General features: G+C 43.2%; 23 protein-coding genes. 12 read left to right on the top strand and 11 right to left on the bottom strand.

What is annotated here, in order from left to right; all coding sequences use genetic code 11:
- Positions 1-107: 107 nt before the first annotated feature.
- Entirely contained in the window at positions 108-587 is a 480-nt protein-coding gene (locus RJ41_RS10175; RefSeq protein ID WP_039220111.1) for a hypothetical protein, read from the bottom strand.
- Positions 588-816: 229 nt separating this feature from the next.
- Between RJ41_RS10175 and ccoN the strand changes: the two genes are divergently transcribed.
- The 12 genes from ccoN to RJ41_RS10115 all read left to right on the top strand — a co-directional run bounded on the left by ccoN (position 817) and on the right by RJ41_RS10115 (position 12,013).
- The gene (gene ccoN, locus RJ41_RS10170) at positions 817-2,250 is read left to right on the top strand and encodes a cytochrome-c oxidase, cbb3-type subunit I (protein ID WP_039220109.1); all 1,434 of its coding nucleotides are present in this window, start codon (positions 817-819) and stop codon (positions 2,248-2,250) included.
- 15 nt (positions 2,251-2,265) lie between these two features.
- Complete coding sequence (ccoO, locus tag RJ41_RS10165; protein WP_014979357.1) at positions 2,266-2,871, top strand: cytochrome-c oxidase, cbb3-type subunit II; 606 nt, start codon at positions 2,266-2,268, stop codon at positions 2,869-2,871.
- Position 2,872: 1 nt separating this feature from the next.
- Positions 2,873-3,034 carry a cbb3-type cytochrome oxidase subunit 3 gene (locus RJ41_RS10160; protein WP_014949591.1) on the top strand — a complete coding sequence of 54 codons (162 nt, stop codon included), beginning with the start codon at positions 2,873-2,875 and terminating at the stop codon, positions 3,032-3,034.
- Positions 3,035-3,050: 16 nt separating this feature from the next.
- Positions 3,051-4,004: a cytochrome-c oxidase, cbb3-type subunit III gene (gene ccoP, locus RJ41_RS10155; protein ID WP_039220102.1), complete on the top strand. Its 954-nt coding sequence runs from the start codon at positions 3,051-3,053 to the stop codon at positions 4,002-4,004.
- A 224-nt stretch (positions 4,005-4,228) separates the two neighbouring features.
- Positions 4,229-4,708, top strand: a complete 480-nt coding sequence (locus RJ41_RS10150; protein ID WP_039220100.1) for a FixH family protein — start codon at positions 4,229-4,231, stop codon at positions 4,706-4,708.
- Positions 4,708-7,176: a heavy metal translocating P-type ATPase gene (locus RJ41_RS10145; protein ID WP_039220098.1), complete on the top strand. Its 2,469-nt coding sequence runs from the start codon at positions 4,708-4,710 to the stop codon at positions 7,174-7,176. The genes RJ41_RS10150 and RJ41_RS10145 overlap by 1 nt, the downstream gene beginning before the upstream one ends.
- 1 nt (position 7,177) lies before the next feature.
- Complete coding sequence (gene ccoS / locus RJ41_RS10140) at positions 7,178-7,408, top strand: cbb3-type cytochrome oxidase assembly protein CcoS (RefSeq protein ID WP_039220097.1); 231 nt, start codon at positions 7,178-7,180, stop codon at positions 7,406-7,408.
- Complete coding sequence (locus RJ41_RS10135; protein WP_039220095.1) at positions 7,395-8,054, top strand: sulfite exporter TauE/SafE family protein; 660 nt, start codon at positions 7,395-7,397, stop codon at positions 8,052-8,054. The genes ccoS and RJ41_RS10135 overlap by 14 nt, the downstream gene beginning before the upstream one ends.
- 45 nt (positions 8,055-8,099) lie before the next feature.
- Complete coding sequence (gene fnr / locus RJ41_RS10130; protein ID WP_039220092.1) at positions 8,100-8,840, top strand: fumarate/nitrate reduction transcriptional regulator Fnr; 741 nt, start codon at positions 8,100-8,102, stop codon at positions 8,838-8,840.
- A gap of 118 nt (positions 8,841-8,958) precedes the next feature.
- Positions 8,959-9,882 (top strand): universal stress protein UspE, encoded by a 924-nt coding sequence (gene uspE / locus RJ41_RS10125; RefSeq protein WP_014949597.1) that lies wholly within the window; start codon positions 8,959-8,961, stop codon positions 9,880-9,882.
- 148 nt (positions 9,883-10,030) lie between these two features.
- Positions 10,031-10,984 (top strand): tRNA 2-thiocytidine(32) synthetase TtcA, encoded by a 954-nt coding sequence (ttcA, locus tag RJ41_RS10120; protein WP_039220087.1) that lies wholly within the window; start codon positions 10,031-10,033, stop codon positions 10,982-10,984.
- Complete coding sequence (locus tag RJ41_RS10115) at positions 10,985-12,013, top strand: patatin-like phospholipase family protein (protein WP_039220083.1); 1,029 nt, start codon at positions 10,985-10,987, stop codon at positions 12,011-12,013. It begins immediately after the preceding gene.
- 19 nt (positions 12,014-12,032) lie between these two features.
- On the opposite strand, the gene RJ41_RS10110 is transcribed toward RJ41_RS10115, so the two are convergent.
- The 10 genes from RJ41_RS10110 to RJ41_RS10065 all read right to left on the bottom strand — a co-directional run bounded on the left by RJ41_RS10110 (position 12,033) and on the right by RJ41_RS10065 (position 20,834).
- Entirely contained in the window at positions 12,033-12,680 is a 648-nt protein-coding gene (locus tag RJ41_RS10110; RefSeq protein WP_039220081.1) for a DUF2987 domain-containing protein, read from the bottom strand.
- Positions 12,677-13,468, bottom strand: coding sequence for a glucosaminidase domain-containing protein (locus tag RJ41_RS10105; protein WP_039220144.1), 792 nt, complete (start codon positions 13,466-13,468; stop codon positions 12,677-12,679). Before RJ41_RS10105 ends, RJ41_RS10110 begins: the two co-directional genes overlap by 4 nt.
- Positions 13,461-14,192 (bottom strand): YciC family protein, encoded by a 732-nt coding sequence (locus RJ41_RS10100; RefSeq protein WP_039220079.1) that lies wholly within the window; start codon positions 14,190-14,192, stop codon positions 13,461-13,463. The genes RJ41_RS10105 and RJ41_RS10100 overlap by 8 nt, the downstream gene beginning before the upstream one ends.
- Positions 14,193-14,274: 82 nt before the next feature.
- Positions 14,275-14,901 (bottom strand): LysE family translocator, encoded by a 627-nt coding sequence (locus tag RJ41_RS10095; protein WP_014949603.1) that lies wholly within the window; start codon positions 14,899-14,901, stop codon positions 14,275-14,277.
- Positions 14,902-14,913: 12 nt separating this feature from the next.
- Positions 14,914-15,639 carry a Sir2 family NAD+-dependent deacetylase gene (gene cobB / locus RJ41_RS10090; RefSeq protein WP_039220076.1) on the bottom strand — a complete coding sequence of 242 codons (726 nt, stop codon included), beginning with the start codon at positions 15,637-15,639 and terminating at the stop codon, positions 14,914-14,916.
- Positions 15,640-15,721: 82 nt separating this feature from the next.
- Positions 15,722-16,552, bottom strand: coding sequence for a sulfurtransferase (locus tag RJ41_RS10085; protein WP_039220073.1), 831 nt, complete (start codon positions 16,550-16,552; stop codon positions 15,722-15,724).
- Between the two features lie 122 nt (positions 16,553-16,674).
- Positions 16,675-17,172 (bottom strand): thiol peroxidase, encoded by a 498-nt coding sequence (tpx, locus tag RJ41_RS10080; RefSeq protein ID WP_039220071.1) that lies wholly within the window; start codon positions 17,170-17,172, stop codon positions 16,675-16,677.
- Between the two features lie 74 nt (positions 17,173-17,246).
- Positions 17,247-17,939, bottom strand: a complete 693-nt coding sequence (locus RJ41_RS10075; protein ID WP_039220069.1) for a tRNA-uridine aminocarboxypropyltransferase — start codon at positions 17,937-17,939, stop codon at positions 17,247-17,249.
- Between the two features lie 374 nt (positions 17,940-18,313).
- Positions 18,314-19,747 (bottom strand): hypothetical protein, encoded by a 1,434-nt coding sequence (locus RJ41_RS10070; RefSeq protein ID WP_039220066.1) that lies wholly within the window; start codon positions 19,745-19,747, stop codon positions 18,314-18,316.
- Entirely contained in the window at positions 19,734-20,834 is a 1,101-nt protein-coding gene (locus tag RJ41_RS10065; protein WP_039220064.1) for a nucleoid-associated protein, read from the bottom strand. The genes RJ41_RS10070 and RJ41_RS10065 overlap by 14 nt, the downstream gene beginning before the upstream one ends.
- Positions 20,835-20,899: the final 65 nt, after the last annotated feature.

The raw sequence follows: 20,899 nt of genomic DNA, 5'->3' as shown, positions 1-20,899 counted from the left end.
TACATCACAGCTAATTAATAAAAGGCCGCTTTTTAATTCAAGAGCGGCCTTTTTCGTACTTGTTTGCTATCTGCTCTTTAGAGAGAGTCTTGTTGCTTTTAAAACAGTTACTGCTGTGTAACAAAATACAAATAGCTGGGGCTTTCTTTATCTTTAATATTTAGACGTAGCTGCCATTTCATAACTGGCTCACTACAACTGCCTAACATAAACCAACCTGACCATTTTCCTTCCCCGTCGTTATCTAACAGCACGGGGATTTTGCCCATATACATGTTTACCCCTTCAATCCATGCGCTCTCTATTTCCTCTCCCTCTGGAACTAAGAGCTTAATCGTTACTGACTCTTCGGCTTCAGGCATGGCTGAAAAGGTGGCAATGGCCAACCTGTCATCAATTAAGAATTCGCAAGTTTCATTGACAAAGTTGCAGCTGTTTCCTATTCCATTAACTATACTTGTGTCTTTTAACACCGATGATTGGAATTTATGTGCAAGGTATACACACACGGCTACCACAATAATAGCCACTAATGGAAGCTGGGAATGTAAAATTTTTGATCGTTTATTGTTATCGTTATTTAGCATTTCTTAAATTTTGTGTATTTCTTCATTGACGGAGATCAAGCTTAGGTAGTTTATGGTATCTTTTTGTAATTAAAAACCTTATCATCCGCGTACCAACTGGCTTGGAGACAATAATTATTACTCTTTCCGAGCTCGGTGTGAAGCGTTATTCCTTAGCTGATACACGTCTCGACCGTACTATTCCGGCAGTTGGAGACCATAGTTCATTTGAAGTGGAAGATTCATTAAAATGAGTGAAATAAGCCAAGCACAACCTGACTACAATTATAAAGTAGTTAGGCAATTTACCATCATGACCATAGTCTGGGGTATCATTGGTATGGGCCTAGGGGTATTTATTGCCGCGCAGTTATTTGCACCTATGCTTAACTTTGACACACCATGGCTAACATTCTCACGTTTGCGTCCATTGCACACTAACGCCGTTATTTTTGCCTTCGGCGGCTGTGCGCTATTTGCAACGTCATACTACATCGTTCAGCGTACCTGCCAGGTAAGACTGTTCAGTGACAAACTTGCCGCATTTACCTTTTGGGGTTGGCAAGCCGTTATTGTTTTAGCTGTAATTACCCTACCTATGGGTTTAACCAGCACAAAAGAATACGCTGAACTAGAATGGCCAATTGATATTCTTTTGGCACTGGTTTGGATCGCTTATATCATTAACTTTTTCGGAACCCTAGTAATCCGTAAAGTTTCGCACATTTATGTTGCAAACTGGTTCTTAGGCGCGTTCATGTTAACTGTTGCAGTTCTTCATATTGGTAACAGCATGGCTATTCCGGTATCTTTCACTAAATCGTATTCACTGTATGCAGGCGCAGTAGACGCTATGATGCAGTGGTGGTACGGCCATAACGCGGTAGGCTTTTTCCTAACTGCGGGCTTCCTTGGTATGATGTACTACTTCGTACCTAAGCAAGCTGGTCGCCCGGTTTATTCATACAGACTATCAATTGTTCACTTCTGGGCACTTATCTCTCTGTATATCTGGGCCGGTCCTCACCACCTTCACTACACTGCCCTACCAGACTGGACTCAGTCACTAGGTATGGTGATGTCTATTATCCTATTCGTTCCATCTTGGGGTGGTATGATTAACGGTATTATGACGTTATCTGGCGCGTGGCATAAACTTCGCACCGACCCAGTATTGCGTTTCCTTATTGTTTCATTGTCTTTCTACGGTATGTCTACCTTCGAAGGCCCAATGATGGCAATTAAGACTGTTAATGCACTATCTCACTACACTGACTGGACAATTGGTCACGTACACTCTGGTGCTCTAGGTTGGGTTGCAATGGTTTCAATTGGTTCAATTTACCACTTAATTCCAGTGCTATTCGGTCAGCGCGCTATGTATAGCACCAAGCTAGTTAATGTACACTTCTGGTTAGCAACTATCGGTGTTGTTCTATACATCGTAGCAATGTGGATGTCTGGTGTACTACAGGGTCTAATGTGGCGTGCAGTAAATGCTGACGGTACGTTAACCTATAGCTTTGTTGAGTCATTAGAAGCGTCTAAGCCTTTCTATGTGGTTCGTTTCATTGGTGGTTGTTTCGTGGTAGCAGGTATGCTTGTAATGGCATACAACACATGGAAAACCGTTCGTGCACCTAAAGGCAGTATCGCTGCAGACCCAGCGACTCAGCCAGCGTAGTAAAGGAGACGAATAATGAAAAACGCACATGAGTTAATTGAAAAGAACGTCGGTCTGTTAACGGTACTAATTCTTATCGCTATCAGTTTCGGTGCCATGGTTCAAATTACGCCGTTGATGTTTCAACAGCAAACCATGGAACCGGTAAAAGGCTTACGTCCATATACCGCGCTTGAGCTTGAAGGCCGTGATATCTACATCCGTGAAGGTTGTGTAGGTTGTCACAGCCAGATGATCCGTCCATTCCGCGCCGAAACAGAGCGTTATGGTCACTACAGCGTTGCTGGTGAATCAGTATGGGAGCACCCTTTCCTTTGGGGTTCTAAGCGTACTGGTCCTGATCTAGCACGTGTTGGTGGTCGTTACAGCGACGAATGGCACCGAGTTCACCTGCTTAATCCTCGCAACGTAGTACCAGAGTCGAACATGCCAGGCTTTCCTTGGCTTGCGGAAAACACGCTTGATGGTGAGTTAACAGCTAAAAAAATGGAAGTATTCCGTGGATTTGGCGTTCCGTATACCGACGAAGATATCGCGGGCGCGAAAGCGGCAGTACAGGGTAAAACGGAAATGCAAGCCCTTATTGCTTATCTACAATCTCTTGGCACACATTTGAAATAATATGGACCAGGGAATTGTAGGCAGCATTTTTACTGTCATCGTCTTTGTAAGCTTCATCGGTGTTGTGTGGTGGGCATTTAGCAGCCGCAACAAGAAAAAATTCGATGAAGCGGCAAACCTAGTGTTTGCAGACGAAGAAAAAGAAAAATCAAAAGAAGATTAGCAGGAGTCTCGAACTCATGAGTATGTTTTGGACAATTTGGATTTCAGTGATAACTCTAGGGTTAATCATTGGTTGCTACTTCCTTCTACGCTGGACCCTTGCTAACAAGACCGGCGTACCTGAAGGTGAGTCAATGGGCCACAAATTCGATGGTATTGAGGAGTTGAACAATCAACTTCCTCGCTGGTGGACAATTATGTTCTACATGACCATCGTTTGGGGCTTTTTATACCTAGCGCTTTATCCTGGCTTAGGTGCGTTTGAAGGTATTTTGGGTTGGAAGAGCTCTAACCAAAATATTCAATCGCTAGAAGAGTCAGCTCAGGCGCGTATTGATGCTAAAGAGCAAGGCTACCTAGTAGAATATGACCGTGAACTAGATTTCGCTGCCGAGAAGTTCGATCCGATCTTCGAAGCGTATGCACAAGTTCCTGTTGAAGAACTGGCTAAAGACCCAGAAGCAAATAAAGTAGGTCAGCGTTTGTTCCTACAAAATTGCTCTCAGTGTCACGGTTCTGATGCACGAGGTCAAAATGGCGGCTTCCCTAACCTAACGGACAACGACTGGTTGTACGGTGGTTCAGGTGCAAAAATCGTTGAAACTCTTACGCTTGGTCGTAAAGCGGCTATGCCAGCATGGCTAGATGCCATGGGTGAAGACGGTATCGAAGAAGTGGTTAACTACGTACTTAGTTTAAGCGGTCGCGATGTGGACCCTCAGCTTGCAGAAGCAGGTAAAGCACGTTTCGCAGCGTGTGCGGCTTGTCACGGTATGGACGGTAAAGGTAACCAAGCACTTGGTGCACCAAACCTTACTGACAATATCTGGCTATACGGCGGCAGCCACAGAGCGGTAACAGAAACGCTTACTTACGGTCGTAACGGTGTAATGCCGTCATTCAAGAAAACCTTGGGTGATGACAAAATTCACGTTGTTGCAGCGTATGTATACAGCCTTTCAAATGATTAATGATTTAAATCATTAAATATCTTAAAAAGCCTCGTTACTACGGGGCTTTTTTTATGAGAAAATACAGCGATATAGACAGCGACACAGAAAGTGCCGTTGCGAACACATTTTGTGCGCCTTAGACCTGCGTCCCCAACACTATATTTATTGTTATTAACTGATGTAGCAATAATAAATATGTTGTTAGCGACGTTGCTAGTGAAGTAAATACGAGAAAGATTTCGATGAATAGACCCTGGTATAAAGAGTTCTGGCCCTGGTTTTTAATTGCCGTACCTATTATTACACTCATCATGGGTGGCGTGTTGTTAAACCTTGCTATTAGCACCGAAGATAGCCTGGTGGTGGACGACTACTACAAGGAAGGAAAAGCGATCAATGCCCGTCTGGACAAAGAGGCCATAGCCCGCCGCAAGAATATCACTACCGATTTAACCATTGAAGATGGCAGCATAGCGCTAGAGTTTCATTCAGGTATTCCACAAGAAGGTAATGCGGTTAAACTAAGCTTTTATCACGTAACGCTTGAAGAGCGTGATGTCAGCGTTTTATTAAGCCGCGATGCTAAGGGTATTTATCGCGGTTTTGTCGAAGAAGATCTTGATGGTAAATGGCGCGTATCGCTAACCCCTATTGATGATAGCTGGAAAATACAAAATACCATCTATCTGCCCCACTCTGGCAAAATGAAATTCAATCCATAATGGCCAAGCACGACTGTTACCATTGCGGCTTGCCTATTGCGGGCTCAGACGATGGAAAATTTACTACCGTGATATTAGGGCAGCAACGCGACATGTGTTGCCCTGGATGTTTAGCCGTGGCCGAAGCCATCGTAACCAACGGTCTTGAAGACTATTACCAGTTTAGAACCGAACCAGCGCAAAAATCAGACGATGGCATTCTAGAGACACTCGACAAGCTCAAAGTGTATGATGACCCTTCCCTTCAAGAAGAGTTCGTGTTTGAAGAAGGTCAGGACAAACAGATTCAATTGACCCTTGAAGGTATTACGTGCGCTGCGTGTGGCTGGCTTATCGAAAAGCAGTTGTCAAAAGTTGAAGGGATAAAGCAAGTTGCGGTGAACGTTCAAGAGCGCCGAGCACTGGTTACCTGGTCACCTTTTCAAATCAAACTTAGTCAGATTCTTTCTACACTAAAACGCATTGGTTATGTTGGGTCGCCATTTCACCCCGACGAACACGAAGCCAGTTATAAACGCGAACAAAAGACTTTTCTGAAAAAGCTTGGCCTAGCAGGCATTATGACCATGCAGGTGATGATGCTAATGACTGGGCTGTATTTTGACTGGTTTGGCGCTATTGAATTAGAAACCCGACAGTATTTTTACTGGGTTGCCCTTACGCTTACTACACCTGTGGTGCTGTATTCAGGCAGCACTTTTTATGTGGGCGCCGCCAATGCGCTAAGCGCAAGAACAGTTAATATGGATGTACCCGTTACGCTCGCCATATTCGGTACTTACATTGCTGGAATTCGCTCTACAGTATTAGAGCAAGGCGAGGTGTATTTTGAATCTATTTGTATGTTCATTTTCCTGCTGTTACTCAGCCGCTTTTTAGAACATCGTAGCCGTCATCGCGCCGCACAGATCTCTGCCAATATGATGCAGTATGTACCCGTTTCAGCCACCAAATTACTGCCGGATGGCAGCCTAACCGAGTGTCTGGCAAAGCAGTTAAGAATTGACGATGTGGTGCTGGTTAAGCCGGGTGAAACGATCCCCATTGATGGGGTGGTGATCGAAGGGAACGCAGCGGTTGACGAATCTATGCTTACCGGTGAGTTTAATCCGGTGCGCAAGTCAAACAATAGCACCGTTTATGGTGGTACTGTATGTCAAGACGGCAGCCTGACCATTAAAGTGACACAAACTCTCAAAAATGCGCTGGTAAATCAAATAGTAAGGCTGCAAGCAAGTGCTATGGCGAATAAGCCTAAAGCGGCACAAATAGCTGATAACTTTTCTCGATATTTTGTAACAGCTGTCTTGCTGATTTCTGCCTTAACTTATGGGTTTTGGGCATATCAGGGGAGCGACGACGCGTTTTGGATCACCATATCAGTATTGGTAGCAACCTGCCCTTGCGCATTAGGGTTGGCTACGCCATCAGCGTTAACTTGCGCTATGGCGAAGTTGAACAAGCAAGGTATTTTGCTTAAACGCGCCGATGCGCTCGAACAAATCACTGATATCGACACCATCGCACTGGATAAAACTGGTACGCTGACACAAGGCAAATTTACCATTTCAAATGCCTGGTATGCTGACGGTGTAGACAGTGACAGTGCACTTTCAATTGCCCGTGCTCTAGAGTCGCGCTCTGAACATCCTATTGCAAAAGCCTTTAGCCACAATAAAGCCTTTAGTGCCAATAAAGCCCTTGGCGATAGTAACGTCCATAGTACGGATAATGACACAAGCAGACCTACTATCCACAATGTGGTTAATTTTACCGTGACGCCAGGAGGCGGCATTAGCGGTGAAATTAACGACACCTTGTTTTCAATGGGCTCTGCCCAATTTTGTGTCCACGAATCACAACAAAAGCTTCTTAAGGATTATCCGTCAGCCAATGTCTTTCTCACCGTGAAGGGCCGTATTATGGCGGCGTTTGAGGTAAGCGACACGTTGCGAGAGGATACTCAAGAAACCTTAAATATTCTGGCAAAAAGTCACACCCTTGCAGTATTAAGTGGCGATACACAACAAAACGTGGACGCTCTTACCGCTTCCTTGCCAATATCAACAGCTAAAGGTGGGCTCACACCAGAGCAGAAATACGATGCTGTACAGGCTATGCAGCAATCGGGGGCAAAAGTAATGATGATGGGTGATGGCATTAATGATGCGCCTGTGCTCGCCAGTGCAGATGTGGCTATCGCAGTAGGCAATGCTACAGACGTTGCTAAAACTGCTGCTGATGTCATATTACTTGGCGATCAGTTACTTTCTGTACCTGAACTGATTAAAACCGCACACCAAGTGAAGCAAAAAATTAGACAAAACATTGGTTGGTCGGTAGGTTACAACGTTTTGATTCTGCCTTTCGCCGTGTCTGGCCTACTTTCACCGTGGATGGCTGTTGTTGGTATGTCGTTAAGCAGTATTATTGTAGTCACAAACTCAACGCGACTATTGAGCAAATAGCATGAGTATTATTTACGTATTAATTCCAATCGCCATTATCATAGTCGCTGTCGCTATCGTGATATTCTTTTGGGCGGTGAAAACTAATCAATTCGAGGATCTAGACCGTCAGGGCTACAGTATTCTATTTGACGATGACCTTCCTCCTGAAGAGAAAAAGCTTGCTGAGCAACGCAAGCAACTTCAAGAAAGTATAATAGATAAAAGCCAAGCGCCTCATGGCAGAGATTAATTACTTTTCTGCATTTCTTATAGGCTTAGCTGGGGGTGTTCACTGTGTGGGCATGTGTGGTGGAATAGTTGCAGCGCTTAGAATGGTATCTCCAAAAGGTGCTTCAGCTGTGCCCTATACCCTTGCCTACAATATAGGTCGCATAACTAGCTATACGGTGGCTGGCGCCTTAACCGGGGCTCTTGGTAAAATCACCGCAGACTACATACCGCTTGCCAACTATGCGCTGTCTTTACTTAGCGGCATTATGTTATTTCTACTGGCCTGTTATTTGGGCAAATGGTGGACAGGATTAACGGTGCTGGAAAATGCCGGTAAAGGCCTATTTTCCAAACTACAACCTTTATCAAAACGTTTTTTGCCATTTAAGACCCCTTTAAGTGCGTTGCCTTATGGTTTTATTTGGGGTTGGCTTCCTTGCGGTTTAGTGTATTCAACACTAACATGGTCGTTAGCGGCAGGAACTGCAGTTGAAGGCGCAGCTCTTATGTTTTTCTTTGGTTTAGGTACTCTGCCCACCTTACTCGCCGCTAGTGCTGGTAGTCAGTATCTTATTCGAAGTTTTCAGCACACCTATTTTAGACAAATTATTGCCATAATAATGGCCATATATGCAGCTTATCTTGTTTGTGGGGCAATCATTTAAAAATCGGTGTATTATGGTGGGGTATTCTTTAAAAGAGCATGCATTATGAGCAAAGGAAGCCAATTTTCTATTCACTGTCAAAACTGTAGTTTCAGCCACCTGTGTTTACCAGTGGCGCTGAACAAAACAGAAATTGAATCTCTTGACGATATTATTGAACGTAAAAAGCCGCTTCATAAGGGCGATACGCTGATTCAAACCGGCGATAAATTTCGTTCGCTATTTGCAGTGAGAACAGGTTCATTTAAGTCCTTTGTGACCAATACCGAAGGTGAAGAACAGATTACCGGCTTCCACTTTCCTGGTGATATTATCGGCTTTGATGCATTAAGAGAGAACATGCACCAAAGCTACACGTCTGCATTAGAAACAGCCATGGTGTGTGAGCTTCCGTACGAAACTCTTGATGAAATGTCGGTACAATTTCCAAAGCTTCGCCATCAAATCATGAGCTTTATGAGTGCAGAAATAAAACAAGATCACGATATGATCATGCTTTTAAACAAACGCACCGCCGAAGAGCGCTTGCTGTATTTCATTTCACACCTGTCGCAACGCTTTGAAGAGCGAGGCTTCTCGAACAGAGAATTCCACCTAACAATGACGCGTAATGAAATCGGAAACTATTTAGGATTGACCATCGAAACCATCAGTCGTCTTCTAAGCCGCTTTCAGAAAGACAACATTATTAAAGTAGACGGCAAACTTATTACAATATTGGATTTCGACCGTCTAAATACCAAACTCGCGGCCCTAAATGGCCCTAGCGCGGTATGTAACGGCTAAAATTCTTGATCTAAAACAACTTACGTTTTTCTTAATGTCGTTTATAGTTAGTATGAATAACTGTTAAAGAGCTTCGATTTCGACAGCCGCTACTAAGTTTCGTAGTTAGGGGGACGTTATGATTGAGTGTAAACGAATTCTGGCCGTGGTAGATGCCGAGCGCGATAATCAACCTGCACTAAGCCGTGCTTATGAACTCGCTTCAAAAACAGGCGCTTCAGTTACCGCCATGATGGTGGTATACGACTTATCTTATGATATGACGACCATGCTTAGCCCCGATGAGCGCGAGTCAATGCGCGATGCAGTTACAAAGGAGCATGCAAAATGGCTTGCCACCCACTTAAGAGAACAAGGATTCACTGAAACTGATATCGTTGTAGAATGGAATAATCGCGCGTATGAGTCGATTATTTACTACACCCTAAACAATCAGATAGATTTAGTGGTAAAGGCAACCAAAAAGCACGACGATCTTGCTTCTGTTATTTTCACCCCCACCGACTGGCATTTAATGCGTAAATGCCCTCGCCCAGTATTACTCGTTAAAGAGCACGACTGGCCAGAAGGTGGAGAGATTATTGCTGCAGTAAACGTAGGCAGTGAAGACGATGAGCATGCCGCACTTAACGATAAGCTCACCCTCATTGCTAACGACTACGCCTCTTTATTGAAAGGTAGCGTGAATTTGGTCAACAGTTACCCCTCTACACCACTTAATATCGCCATAGAAGTACCTGAGTTCGACCCCGATACCTATCATGACGCGGTAAAAAATCATCATTTAAAGGAAATGCGTAGTCACGCGTTAAAGTACGGTATTCCTGAGAACAAATGTGTAGTAAGAGAAGGCCTTCCGGAAAAAGTCATCCCGCAAGTGGCAAAAACACTGGATGCAGAGCTGGTTGTTATTGGTACTGTTGGCCGTGTGGGCATTTCAGCGGCCCTAATTGGTAACACTGCAGAACACGTGATCGACGAACTCAATTGCGATGTGCTTGCTATTAAGCCAGATGGATTTGTGTCGCCGTTGTCGGTGTAGTCTTTTCATCAGTGCTACATAGCCCGTGTTTGCCGTTACTTAGCGGCGAACACGGTATGTCACCAACAAATTTAACTTCACAAGCATGGTCTCGAAAAGCCGCTTTAATGTATAATGATGGCTTTATCACAAACCAAGCTAGTTAATTATGAGTTTAGGCACAAGCAGTGCTGACGCGTCGCCTTTAAACGCTGCGCAAAGTAAGCAAAAGTACAACTTCAATAAACTTCAGAAACGTCTTCGCCGTAATGTGGGTAAAGCCATAGGTGATTTCGGCATGATTGAAAACAACGACAAAGTTATGGTGTGTTTATCTGGCGGTAAAGACAGTTATACCATGCTTGATATTCTATTGTTTTTAAAGAAGATTGCGCCTATTCATTTTGATATCGTTGCGGTTAATCTTGACCAAAAGCAGCCTGGTTTCCCAGAACATATCTTGCCTGAATATTTAGAAAGCATTGGTGTTGATTACAAAATTGTAGAAGAAGACACCTACTCTATTGTTAAAGACAAAATTCCAGAGGGAAAAACGACCTGCTCGCTTTGTTCTCGCTTGCGCCGTGGTATTTTGTATCGCACAGCAAAAGAACTGGGTGCTACTAAAATTGCGTTAGGCCACCACCGCGACGACATGCTAGAAACGTTTTTCCTCAACATGTTCCATGGTGGCAAACTTAAGTCCATGCCGCCAAAACTGGTCAGCGACAACGGTGAACATATCGTTATTCGTCCATTGGCGTACTGCACAGAAAAAGACATCGAGAAATATTCTCAAGCCGCTGAGTTCCCAATTATTCCTTGTAATCTTTGCGGGTCACAAGAGAACTTACAGCGCCAAAACATAAAGGCTATGCTTCAAGACTGGAACCGTCGCTTCCCAGGTCGTATAGAGTCGATGTTCCGTGCTCTCCAAAATGTGGCGCCTTCACATTTAGTAGACAGTAATTTGTATGACTTTAAGGCGATCACAACTCAAGATGGGCCTGTTGAGGATGGTGACATTGGATTTGACCAACCCACTTTTAATACTGAAAATAGCGCAAACTTCAGCGATGAAGACAACGCTATTGAAGTCGTTAACATCATGGAACCGAAGTAAATGAAAATTGGACTTGCTTTAGGTGCCGGTGCCGCGAGGGGCTGGACTCACATTGGTATAATTGAAGCATTGGAAAAGCTAGGCGTTAAAATTGACGTGGTGGCGGGTTGCTCTATTGGTGCTTATGTTGGTGCTGCCTATGCAAGTGGCAAGCTGGAAGCATTGAAAGAGTGGGCCTGTTCCCTCAGCGACTGGCAGGTACTTGCTCTTATGGGCGTAGGACTTAGACGCGGCGGTATTGCCAGCGGACAGAAAGTTTTCGACAAGCTAGCAAGCGAGTTTTGTGAATCGACTTATGAAGACATGCTTAAGCCGTTTGCGGCTGTAGCTACCGACCTTTATACCGGCCGTGAAGTGGTGTTTAACTCTGGTCCTATCGGAGACACCATTCAAGCATCCTGCGCTATTCCCGCACTTTTTGCGCCCGTAGCACATGGAGATCGCTGGTTGGTAGACGGTGCCGTTGTAAACCCTGTACCGGTGAACTTATGTCGCCAATTAGGGGCCGATTTTGTAATCGCGGTTAACCTTAACGCCGATTTTCGACCACTTCGTCTTGAAAAGTTGAGGCAGGATCACGAGGAAAACCAGCGCAAAACTGAGGACTTTTTTACGAAGAGTCAAAACGTACTACGCCAATGGTTTTCGCCTGATAGTAAAGAAGACAAAGCGTTAGAGAAAAATGAAGATAAAGACGAAGCTTTATCTGACACTGGCGAGTTAAAAACTGAAGAAGGCATTGCTTCTGATGTGATTGAAAAAGTGGAAGAAGAGTTTACCGAAGTGCCCGCAAAAGTGAATAAGCGCAACCCGCCGGGAATTATGAGCGTGATGAGCAGTTCACTTGAGATTCTTCAAGCACGCGTTACTCGCTCAAGACTAGCGGGCGATCCGCCAGACATACTTATTGAACCTCAGCTTACCGATGTGGGCATTATGGAATTCCATAGAGCCGAAGAGCTATGCGCGAAGGGTGAAGAAACCATCGCGCGTCTAGCAGAGCAAATTAGGTATCAGCTACTTACCTAATCGCGAATATAACAAGCGCTTAGCTTGAAGCCATAGCAGTAACACGTAACGGCGCATGAGGCAGCGTTAGGCCTTTTGCGTCGTCGATCCAATCTTGTTCTAAATGCAACACACCATTATTGATTTGCACACCTTGTGGTGTGATGAAATCTAGATTCTTGTCATCAAACTGAATCATCAAGCCCTTTACTGAAGGCATCATGAAAGACAAGAAGCTTCCCATTTCATTAAAAAACGCCTCATACTGAGCATACAGAAATGTTAGGTCTTCTTTGGTGTAGTGCTGCTTTAAATACTCTGGTTTCGTTTCTAATTGAACCGACATATCACACACATTTGCGCGTTCGTTCAAATCAATGCGAACCAGTGCATTGGCAAGCTTCAGGGCTTTTTCAGTTGGCACAGTAAAACGCCCTTCTTCACTTACCGTAAGCGGCATGGTTTTCTTGTCAGTAACGATAGACGCCCCGTTCACTTCGCACAAACGCCCCTCACCTACACGGACAAATCCAAAAGCAAACTGCAGTGCTTGAGTATCCTCGTTATCTAGCTTTTTAACATGGCTATAAAAACGGCTGTACTCTACATCTATCGTTTCAGCAGCAACGTTTGTACTAGCTACACCCACAAATAGTGATGAAGCAAAAAATAAGGCCGCGCGTATCATTCGGATAAAAACTCCTCGTTAAATTGGATCATAGTTTGAAGCTCTTCAACATAAGCGGCTCCACGTTCAGAATAATTCATAAGCCCTTCAGCGAGTGCCACACCAGTAATCGGTATTTGATTAGCGCGCAGTCTACTGCGAATCTCACGTAAATCCGCGTACGCATCATGGCGGTTTAAATTTCGCATATAGGTGTACGTCGCCCGGGACAGGCTATCAAACTTGGCTACTTCGTGAGACGCCCCATCGTTTCGACGATTTGGAACAAAGCCACACCCTTTAGAAAAGCACCACAACCCAAAAAAGTTATAGCCTTTTCTCGCAAAGCGACTGGTTCCCCAAGCCGACTCGTTTGCAGCCTGAACAAGTACCAGTTCGACTGGTAAAACATCAATTTTTTGTAGCAGCGCCAGCAATTTCGTTTTAAGCGGCTGTGTTGGCTTAACTCGATATTCCTCTTCTAACCATTCAAGCCTTGCCATATCTTCTTCAGAGAGCGTCTCGTTAGCTAACGCCTTTCTGTACAAGGTTTGCACGTAATGCCTTAACGTAAGTAGATACGCATTCTGCTTCTCTACTTCAGGACGTAAATAGTTAAAAAATGCTTCTTTCTTCTCTTTTACATCTGTATAGGCAGAGAAGTTAGGCACCGGCTTTTTAGCTTCAACCGTTTGCGGTATATCTAAAATATCCGGCTCGTCCTTTGTAAAAATTATGGCGTTAATGACGATTACAGCCAATACGCCCAGCGTTATAAGAACAATTTTAAAGGTTTCACGCTTATGCATCGAAGCTAGACTCATTCACATCGTTTTCAGATGCTTCCGTGCTCACTCCTTGCTCGCCAATCAATTCCTGATAGAGCAAGCCCATCATACTAAAATAAAACGGTAATACCCAAATAAGTGAAAAGCCCAGCGTTAACGGCACCGACACAAACAGTAAAAAGAACACACCAAATATGCTGGCGATTTGAGTCCAGTATGCATTAAATACGCGACACGACAGGATGATCGCGCTAATTGGCGTTAACTTTCTGTCAGCGACTAACATTAAGGAAAAAGACGACGCTAAATAAAAGTAAAGACCAGGAATGATAAGCAGCATCATACCTAGCTGAACAAGAATACTGTTTACTAACTGAGTTAGCGCCAGCAAAAATATCAAGGGGAAAAACTGAAATACGGTAAATACTGAAGTTTTAGTGCCACGGGCAACAAAAACGCCCATCATATACAACCCCGTCAACAGCGGGGCAACGATGCAGATTGCAACAATTTCTATGATAGACTGATGCTCGAAAACGTAGGTCCCATCGTCATTCATTGTGATGTACTGCTGAGCAAATACACCTAACACGACAAACGTCAAAAATAGAACAACACTTCCCTGCAGTAATGATGAAAAGTTTGCCTTTGTTAAACCGGCAGCGCGGCGCAATAGACCTTTGGTATCAAATTGATACTGTTTAGACAACGTATTGTTCAGGCGGTCTTGGTTTACGTCTTTCACACAACTCTCTTATCTTTTTGAAAAATCGGCGCGATTATACCAATTCACAAAAACAAATGCCTGTTTGTAAGGTAAACAAACGTTAACCTAGTACTAATTTCGCAGCTAAACCGACGAGTAGCACCCCCATCGCACGGTCTAACCAATACCCTTTTTTACCAATAAGCTCGGCTACTTTACTGGTGCTCAAAAGGTATGAAAGAAAACAGAACCACAGTCCAGTGGCTATAGCTAAATAGATACCGTAGCCAAGTTTCACTGTAAATGGAGTATCAATACTAATAATTGCAGTAAACAACGAGAGGAAAAACAGTGTCGCTTTTGGATTAAGCCCATTTGTTAGAAAGCCCATCCAAACTGCGCGCTTTGCCGATATGTGGGATGTTTTCTTTTCAGCGTTAACCGCCTGGTCCTGCTTTACAGGCCCGCTTCTAAGCGCACCAAACGCAAGGTACAGTAAATAAGCTGCGGCGGCATAGCTAAACGTGGTGAATAACCATGGAGTAGTTGCAATAACCACACTAAGCCCTACTAACGAGTAAGCCACATGCAGTAATATAGCTAAGCCAATCCCTATACTGGTGTACATGGCGATACGTCTGCCATAGGCCACGCTGTTTCGAACAACCACCGCGAAATCTGGCCCTGGGCTAGCAACAGCCACAAGGTGTACCAACGCAATGGTAAGAAACTCATTCATATACTGCATGTTATGCGCCTCCTACAGCGCGTACTTTGATATTAATTGATCAACCCATTGTGGGACGATGTGAGAAGCAGGGCCTGTTAGCGATTCATCGAACAATGCATTAGTTACGCCCGGCTCCAAATTTGCCTCTATGGTGTGTGCGCCACTTTCTTTAGCGATCTGAACAAAACCCGCGGCAGGATAGACATTACCTGATGTGCCAATAGCAACAAACACATCAGCCTTTGAAAGCGCATCGTAAATCTCTTCCATGTACATGGGCATTTCACCAAACCACACGATATCCGGTCGTAAGGTTACTCTGTTGCAACACGGGCATTTAGTGGTGTGATCAAAACTATCACTCCAGTCAAAAGTTTGCTGGGTTATAGCGCAGCGCGCCGATAGCAGCTTGCCATGCATATGGTAAACAGACTGGCTTCCACCGCGTTCATGCAAGTCATCTACATTTTGAGTAACCAACATCAGGTTGCTACCGAACGCTTTCTCAAGTTTGGCCAGCGCCTCATGCGCTGCATTAGGATTCACGTCGTCTTGCTGTAGCTGCGCACGTCGAGCGTTGTAAAAGCGATAAACTAAGCTAGGATTTTGTTCAAAAGCCTCTGGGGTGGCCACCTCTTCTACGCGATGATTTTCCCAAAGGCCGTCATTATCCCGAAATGTCTTTAATCCAGATTCAGCGGAAATCCCCGCACCGGTAAGAATAACAATATTGGGTAGAGATTGATCAGATGGCATCAGGTTGTTCTTACTCTGTAATTATAGCGCTAATTATACGATTAGCATGTTGTGTATTTACTTAGTTAAAAGCCGCGACTCTTTACATATCTTTGACCACAGGATATTGAGTATCAGCGCCCCACTCTGACCAAGAGCCATCGTAGACTGAAACCTGAGTAGCGCCGCACAATAATGCCGCCACACCAATTATGCAGGCGGTAACGCCAGAACCACACGTACAAATAATGGGTTTGCGTAAATCGATATTAGCGCGGTCAAAAATAGCCTTAAGCTGCTCAACTGGCAAAAAATGCCCGCTTTTGAGTAAGGTGTCAAAAGGAATATTAAACGCACCAGGCATATGACCTGAACGTACTCCTTCACGAGGCTCTGACACTTCTCCTTTGAATCGCGGCGCGCTGCGCGCATCAACAAGTTGTGCTTCAGTATTTATTGCCTGAAGTACTGCACCGGAATTTGCGAACCAACCAGGCCTAGGTGTAGCTTGATAGGTTAATTTTCCGTATTGTTGTTGTTCTGAAACCGGCAGCGCTGCTTTTTCCCATGCAGGCTGCCCGCCATTTAATATATAAACATCTTGGTGGCCCAACGCTTTTAACATCCACCACACCCTTGGCGCAGAATATATTCCACGGGTATCGTATACCGCAATAGGTGTGTTCGCTGTTATGCCCTGATTACCAAGATAAATTGCAAGGTCGTTTGCAGAAGGCATACTGTGAGGGAGACCTGTAGTGTGATCGCTACCTTCACTATCTAAGTCAAAGTCGACTGACGCAGGTAAAACCATTGCCGTTCGCGTATCTGGTGTTTTTGAAACGGGGTCGTCCATTAACGCTCGTACAAGCGTTACCGGCTTTTGTTGCATTACATTGGCTAATTCACCAACTGAGAGCAATACCGATGCCATTACATTCTCCTAAAAGGCACCCACATCAGTGAGTGCCCTGTAATACCCCGATAAAACAAATCGGTGCGTATTCAAACACATTACATAGTTAGCTAACCAACTAACCTATGTTGCGGATTTACTTAGCTAAGAGCTGCGATAGCCGCGTCGTAGTTCGGCTCTTCTGTTGTTTCTGCAACTTGCTCTGTGTAAACCACTTTGCCTTCAGCATCGATAACCACTACTGAACGAGACAGCAGCCCAGTAAGCGGCGCTGATTCAAAGGTAACACCATAGTCATCACCAAAGCTTGAGCGGAAAGTCGAGCCTGTAAGTACATTTTCAATACCTTCAGCACCACAGAAGCGACCCGCTGCAAACGGAAGATCTGCCGATACACAGATAACTGTAGTGTTATCCAATTTTGCCGCCTCTTCGTTGAATTTACGCACAGACATTGCACATGTTCCCGTGTCGATAGAAGGGAAAATGTTTAATATCACATTTTTTCCTGCAAGCTCAGACAGTGTTACTTCACCCAAATCTGCTTTCACTAAGGTAAAGTCTGGTGCAGATGTACCTACTTCAGGAAGCTGACCCTTTGTCGTAACTGTATTGCCTTGAAAAGTAACTGATGCCATTCGCTTTCTCCATGTTTTGTTAATATGAAATAGTGGATGTAAAACAATACTTTCGCAAATAAAAGTGACGCTTTTTAAATGTTACTTTTAACCTGCGACTCTGCAAACGCAAGCTTATGCTGCAAATGCGGCTTACCTTTTAAATATTCCCGTCTAAACACACTGAAATAATGCGCTAAGGTTTGTGCCCCTTGCTTCTGCTGCGCAAGGTCTAATACGCTAATACCAACTTCAGCAGTACAGTGTTGGAAATCATGGGTAGATTCGCGTAGTAGATAATCTGACGCTACGTCCATACTCACGCCCAACACAGGAAAGTCATGCAAGTAGGGGCTCTTCACGAACATTTTTTTTGCTTCACGCCACGTTCCATCCAAAAAAATAAATAGTAACGTTTTCCCAGTATTCAATGGTGGCGTATCAATACAACGTTCAGCTGCAGCATATTCGTGTGGAAATACCACGATAGGAAAATATTTTTCGTTACGAAGTAACGCCAATAGCGCCTCTTCTGGCTCGGTGCGCTTCCACAAGAATGCGTGGTTATCTTTAACCACATCCGCAATTAAACGACCGGTATTAGTAGGCTTATAATATTCGCCTTTGTACATCAAAAACAAAACCGCCACATCAGTGCCAGCCTCAGGCTTAAATTCACAAATACAGTTTTGCGTTGGAAGCAGACACGCCTCACAGCGAACTACTTTACTCCCACGCGCGTGGAATGGACGTTCAGCACGAGATAACTCGTCTAAACGAAGTGACATAACAGAATTCAAGATGGTACGTCTTTGCCAAAATTTTTACGGATTTTACCATAGTAATTGGTGATAAAAGAGCGCAATTGTCTTATCAATTTTTTGATTTAAAGTTTGGAGAATTGGGAGTAGATAAATGGTGCCCGGGGCCGGAGATAAAACAAAAACACAAACTACTGATTAGTAATGATATAAATATAACAACTTCGACTTTGTAGCACCATTTGTAGCACCAAAAATTACCTTTAGGACCTCTTTAACGGATTCACTTTTTTGTTATAAGTAACCAGCTTTTAATAAGAAAATATTTTGCTTAAATTCTAAAACATTCTCGTTAGAGTACTGAGTAAGATTCAATCAGATTACTAAATAGTGACGTAAGCTTAATACAACCAAGTTCTATAAAAAAAGCTACAAACTGCCAATATAAAATGTATTGCACCTACAACAACGTAAACGGTTAAAAAGTGCTGTTTAGGTGGAAGCAATTGTTTTTCACTAATTTGTTTTATTTCCTCTTTGGAAATGTGGTTATGAAGTTTTGAAGACCAATCAGTGAAGATTCTTTCAGAGTTAATTAGAGATTGGTTAGCGTTCCAAAAGCGCATGACGAAAGAAACTAACAAATATACAGCAACACCTTTAAAAATGAGCTCTATAGAGCTGTCGGTCATAAATTCTCTTTTACCAAGCGTAATTCGTGAAAATACCGTTAAAGAAAAAATGAACGACAATGATAAAACATCTGTAACAAGACCTTTGCTGATCGAGTCACATAGTTCATTAAGCTTTGTCGAGAAATCTCTCAGGTCGCTGTATAGCTCCTTTAATTCTTTACGATAATCTTCGTTCCTTTCCGCTAAGAGGAATTTGTACTTTGACTTGGCCTGTTCTAGACTTTCTATTATTAAAGAATCGTTCAGCCCTTGGAGGTTAAATTTTTGAGGTAGTTCTAAAGCTAATCTGTCAGCTATTAGCTGTTTCTTTGTTTCACAGTCATCACCTGTATAAATCCACGAAATCAGCTCTTCAAGATTTTTGCACTCTAACGGATCTTCACTTCGCCATGAACCTATATTTACACTGAGATGTTTTAGCCCGTCGAGGCTAATATCCCCCTGTGAATAGAAAGAGGTTGCCAAGCTTGCTAAAAGGCTAGATTTGTATGCATTTCGAATAATCGCAAACTTAGAATCACCTACATCTCCTTTAGTTATAGCGAATAATGCCGGGGCAATTTGAATTGCTGAGTTTGATATAAGCTTTATCGTGCTCTTTATTTTATCCTGATTAGGAATATAGAGATGTGTCGATTTTTTAAAAACGTTGGTATCGTCTACAGGAGTTATTCTCAAATATTCTCCAGATATCGATACATCTAGGCCATGCACTTGTATTCTGATGACTTTGTCTTCTGAAAGTAATGAAGGCTCGAAAGGATTTCTGAAGCCGAAAAAGTCTCTTTCAGCAACATCAAGGAAATCATCTGAAAAGAATAGATACTCTTCAAAAGCTGTAAACTTAGAGTCGTAGCCAGTTTTCTCAAGCAGCTTGGCTTTATTAATATTTATTGACCAGTCAACCGAGCCTTTATCAAATTCTTCGTCATCGTGTTCAAAATCGTATTTTTCATTATCTATGAAAAGTGATTCTATAAAGCTTTCGCTAATTGATAGCGATAAAAGGCGCTTAAATACACTGAAACACTCTTCATTAAAGTAGCCTTCGACGAAAAGCGTTTCTAAATTGTCTTGAGAATTATGTGAATTTTTTAGCAATAGAGCCAAGTCATCGCATATAGCCTTAAGAGAGCTCATCAATCTTACTTGCCCTAATTATAATAAGTTTTTCACCAGTTTTGTTGTCTGAGGTAATTTCTATACCGTTAGATTCTGGACTACCCTCAAACTTTACAATTACGTGTTTATTGGTTCTATAGCAGTTAACTTTGTCACTGTCAGGAATGGAAGCAGGTCTTGCAACGAACTGCACTCCCTCCATTGCATTTTCTTCCCTACCCATGAAATTTTTAAAAGATATAAGTCGTTCATTATGAACATCTTCATTTTCGTGAGCACACACAGCCACAGCGATATCATCCATTGAGAGAACCTGCCCATCATGAGCATTAATAAGCGCCACTGCAGTAGCTTTAGCCTCGCTCTTACTTAGTCCTTCTACAGTACCAGCCCACTTCGATACAAGAGATGGTACTCGACGCGAGTAAACAGAGTCATTCGCAAGAAGCTTAACACCCAAAAATCTTTCAAAATAATCTGTAATAGCCTTATCACTGTCTAGCTTTTTCCCAACGCGACCACGCTCAACTGCAAGAGCGTCCCATTTGAAAATATTATTTACGTCGATTAATGCTCGCTTTTGAATCGCACTCTTATTTTCAGCGAGTGAGTCTGATATTTCCTTAAATGAAACCTTCAAATTGTCGTTTTTGTTTCTTATCTGTTGGAGTACTTTTGTGTAGTCTACTTTGATGATAGCTATGAATGACTTGGTTTCAGCGTCGATTTCCATTGTCACCCTTGAGACAATAAGAATACCACTTACCGCTGTATTTGGATGGAATCTTAAGAAGTCCTTTGCAATTTTTTTTGAGTTACTTTCAAAGTATTTTTTAGGATCTTGGGTTATCTCGTTGCACCATGTAGAAAGTAACGACTCTTCTTCACCCTTTCCCTCTTTGTTTCTCTCGTCAAAAATGTACTGGGTGCCTTTAGTGCATTCTTGAATCATTTCGGTAAAAAATTTACGCTGGTCAAAAGTGAGACTTACTTCTTTAAGGTATTCGGGTAAACTCGTTCCTTGAATCATTATGTGGTAGATGAATTCGTGAACTTCTAGAGAATTGATCGAAGCAGCCGGAACAGCGGAAATTCTATCACGCATCTTAAAATCCCTTTAAATATATTAAAACGTTTACAGTTATTATGTATTTTTTAAACTGAGTAAGG

It is taken from the genome of Alteromonas marina (genome assembly GCF_000808575.1).
In the GTDB taxonomy this organism is placed as follows: domain Bacteria; phylum Pseudomonadota; class Gammaproteobacteria; order Enterobacterales; family Alteromonadaceae; genus Alteromonas; species Alteromonas marina_A.
The sequence above is the reverse complement of the archived record's forward strand: the minus strand, read 5'-3'. Positions and strand labels throughout refer to the sequence as shown.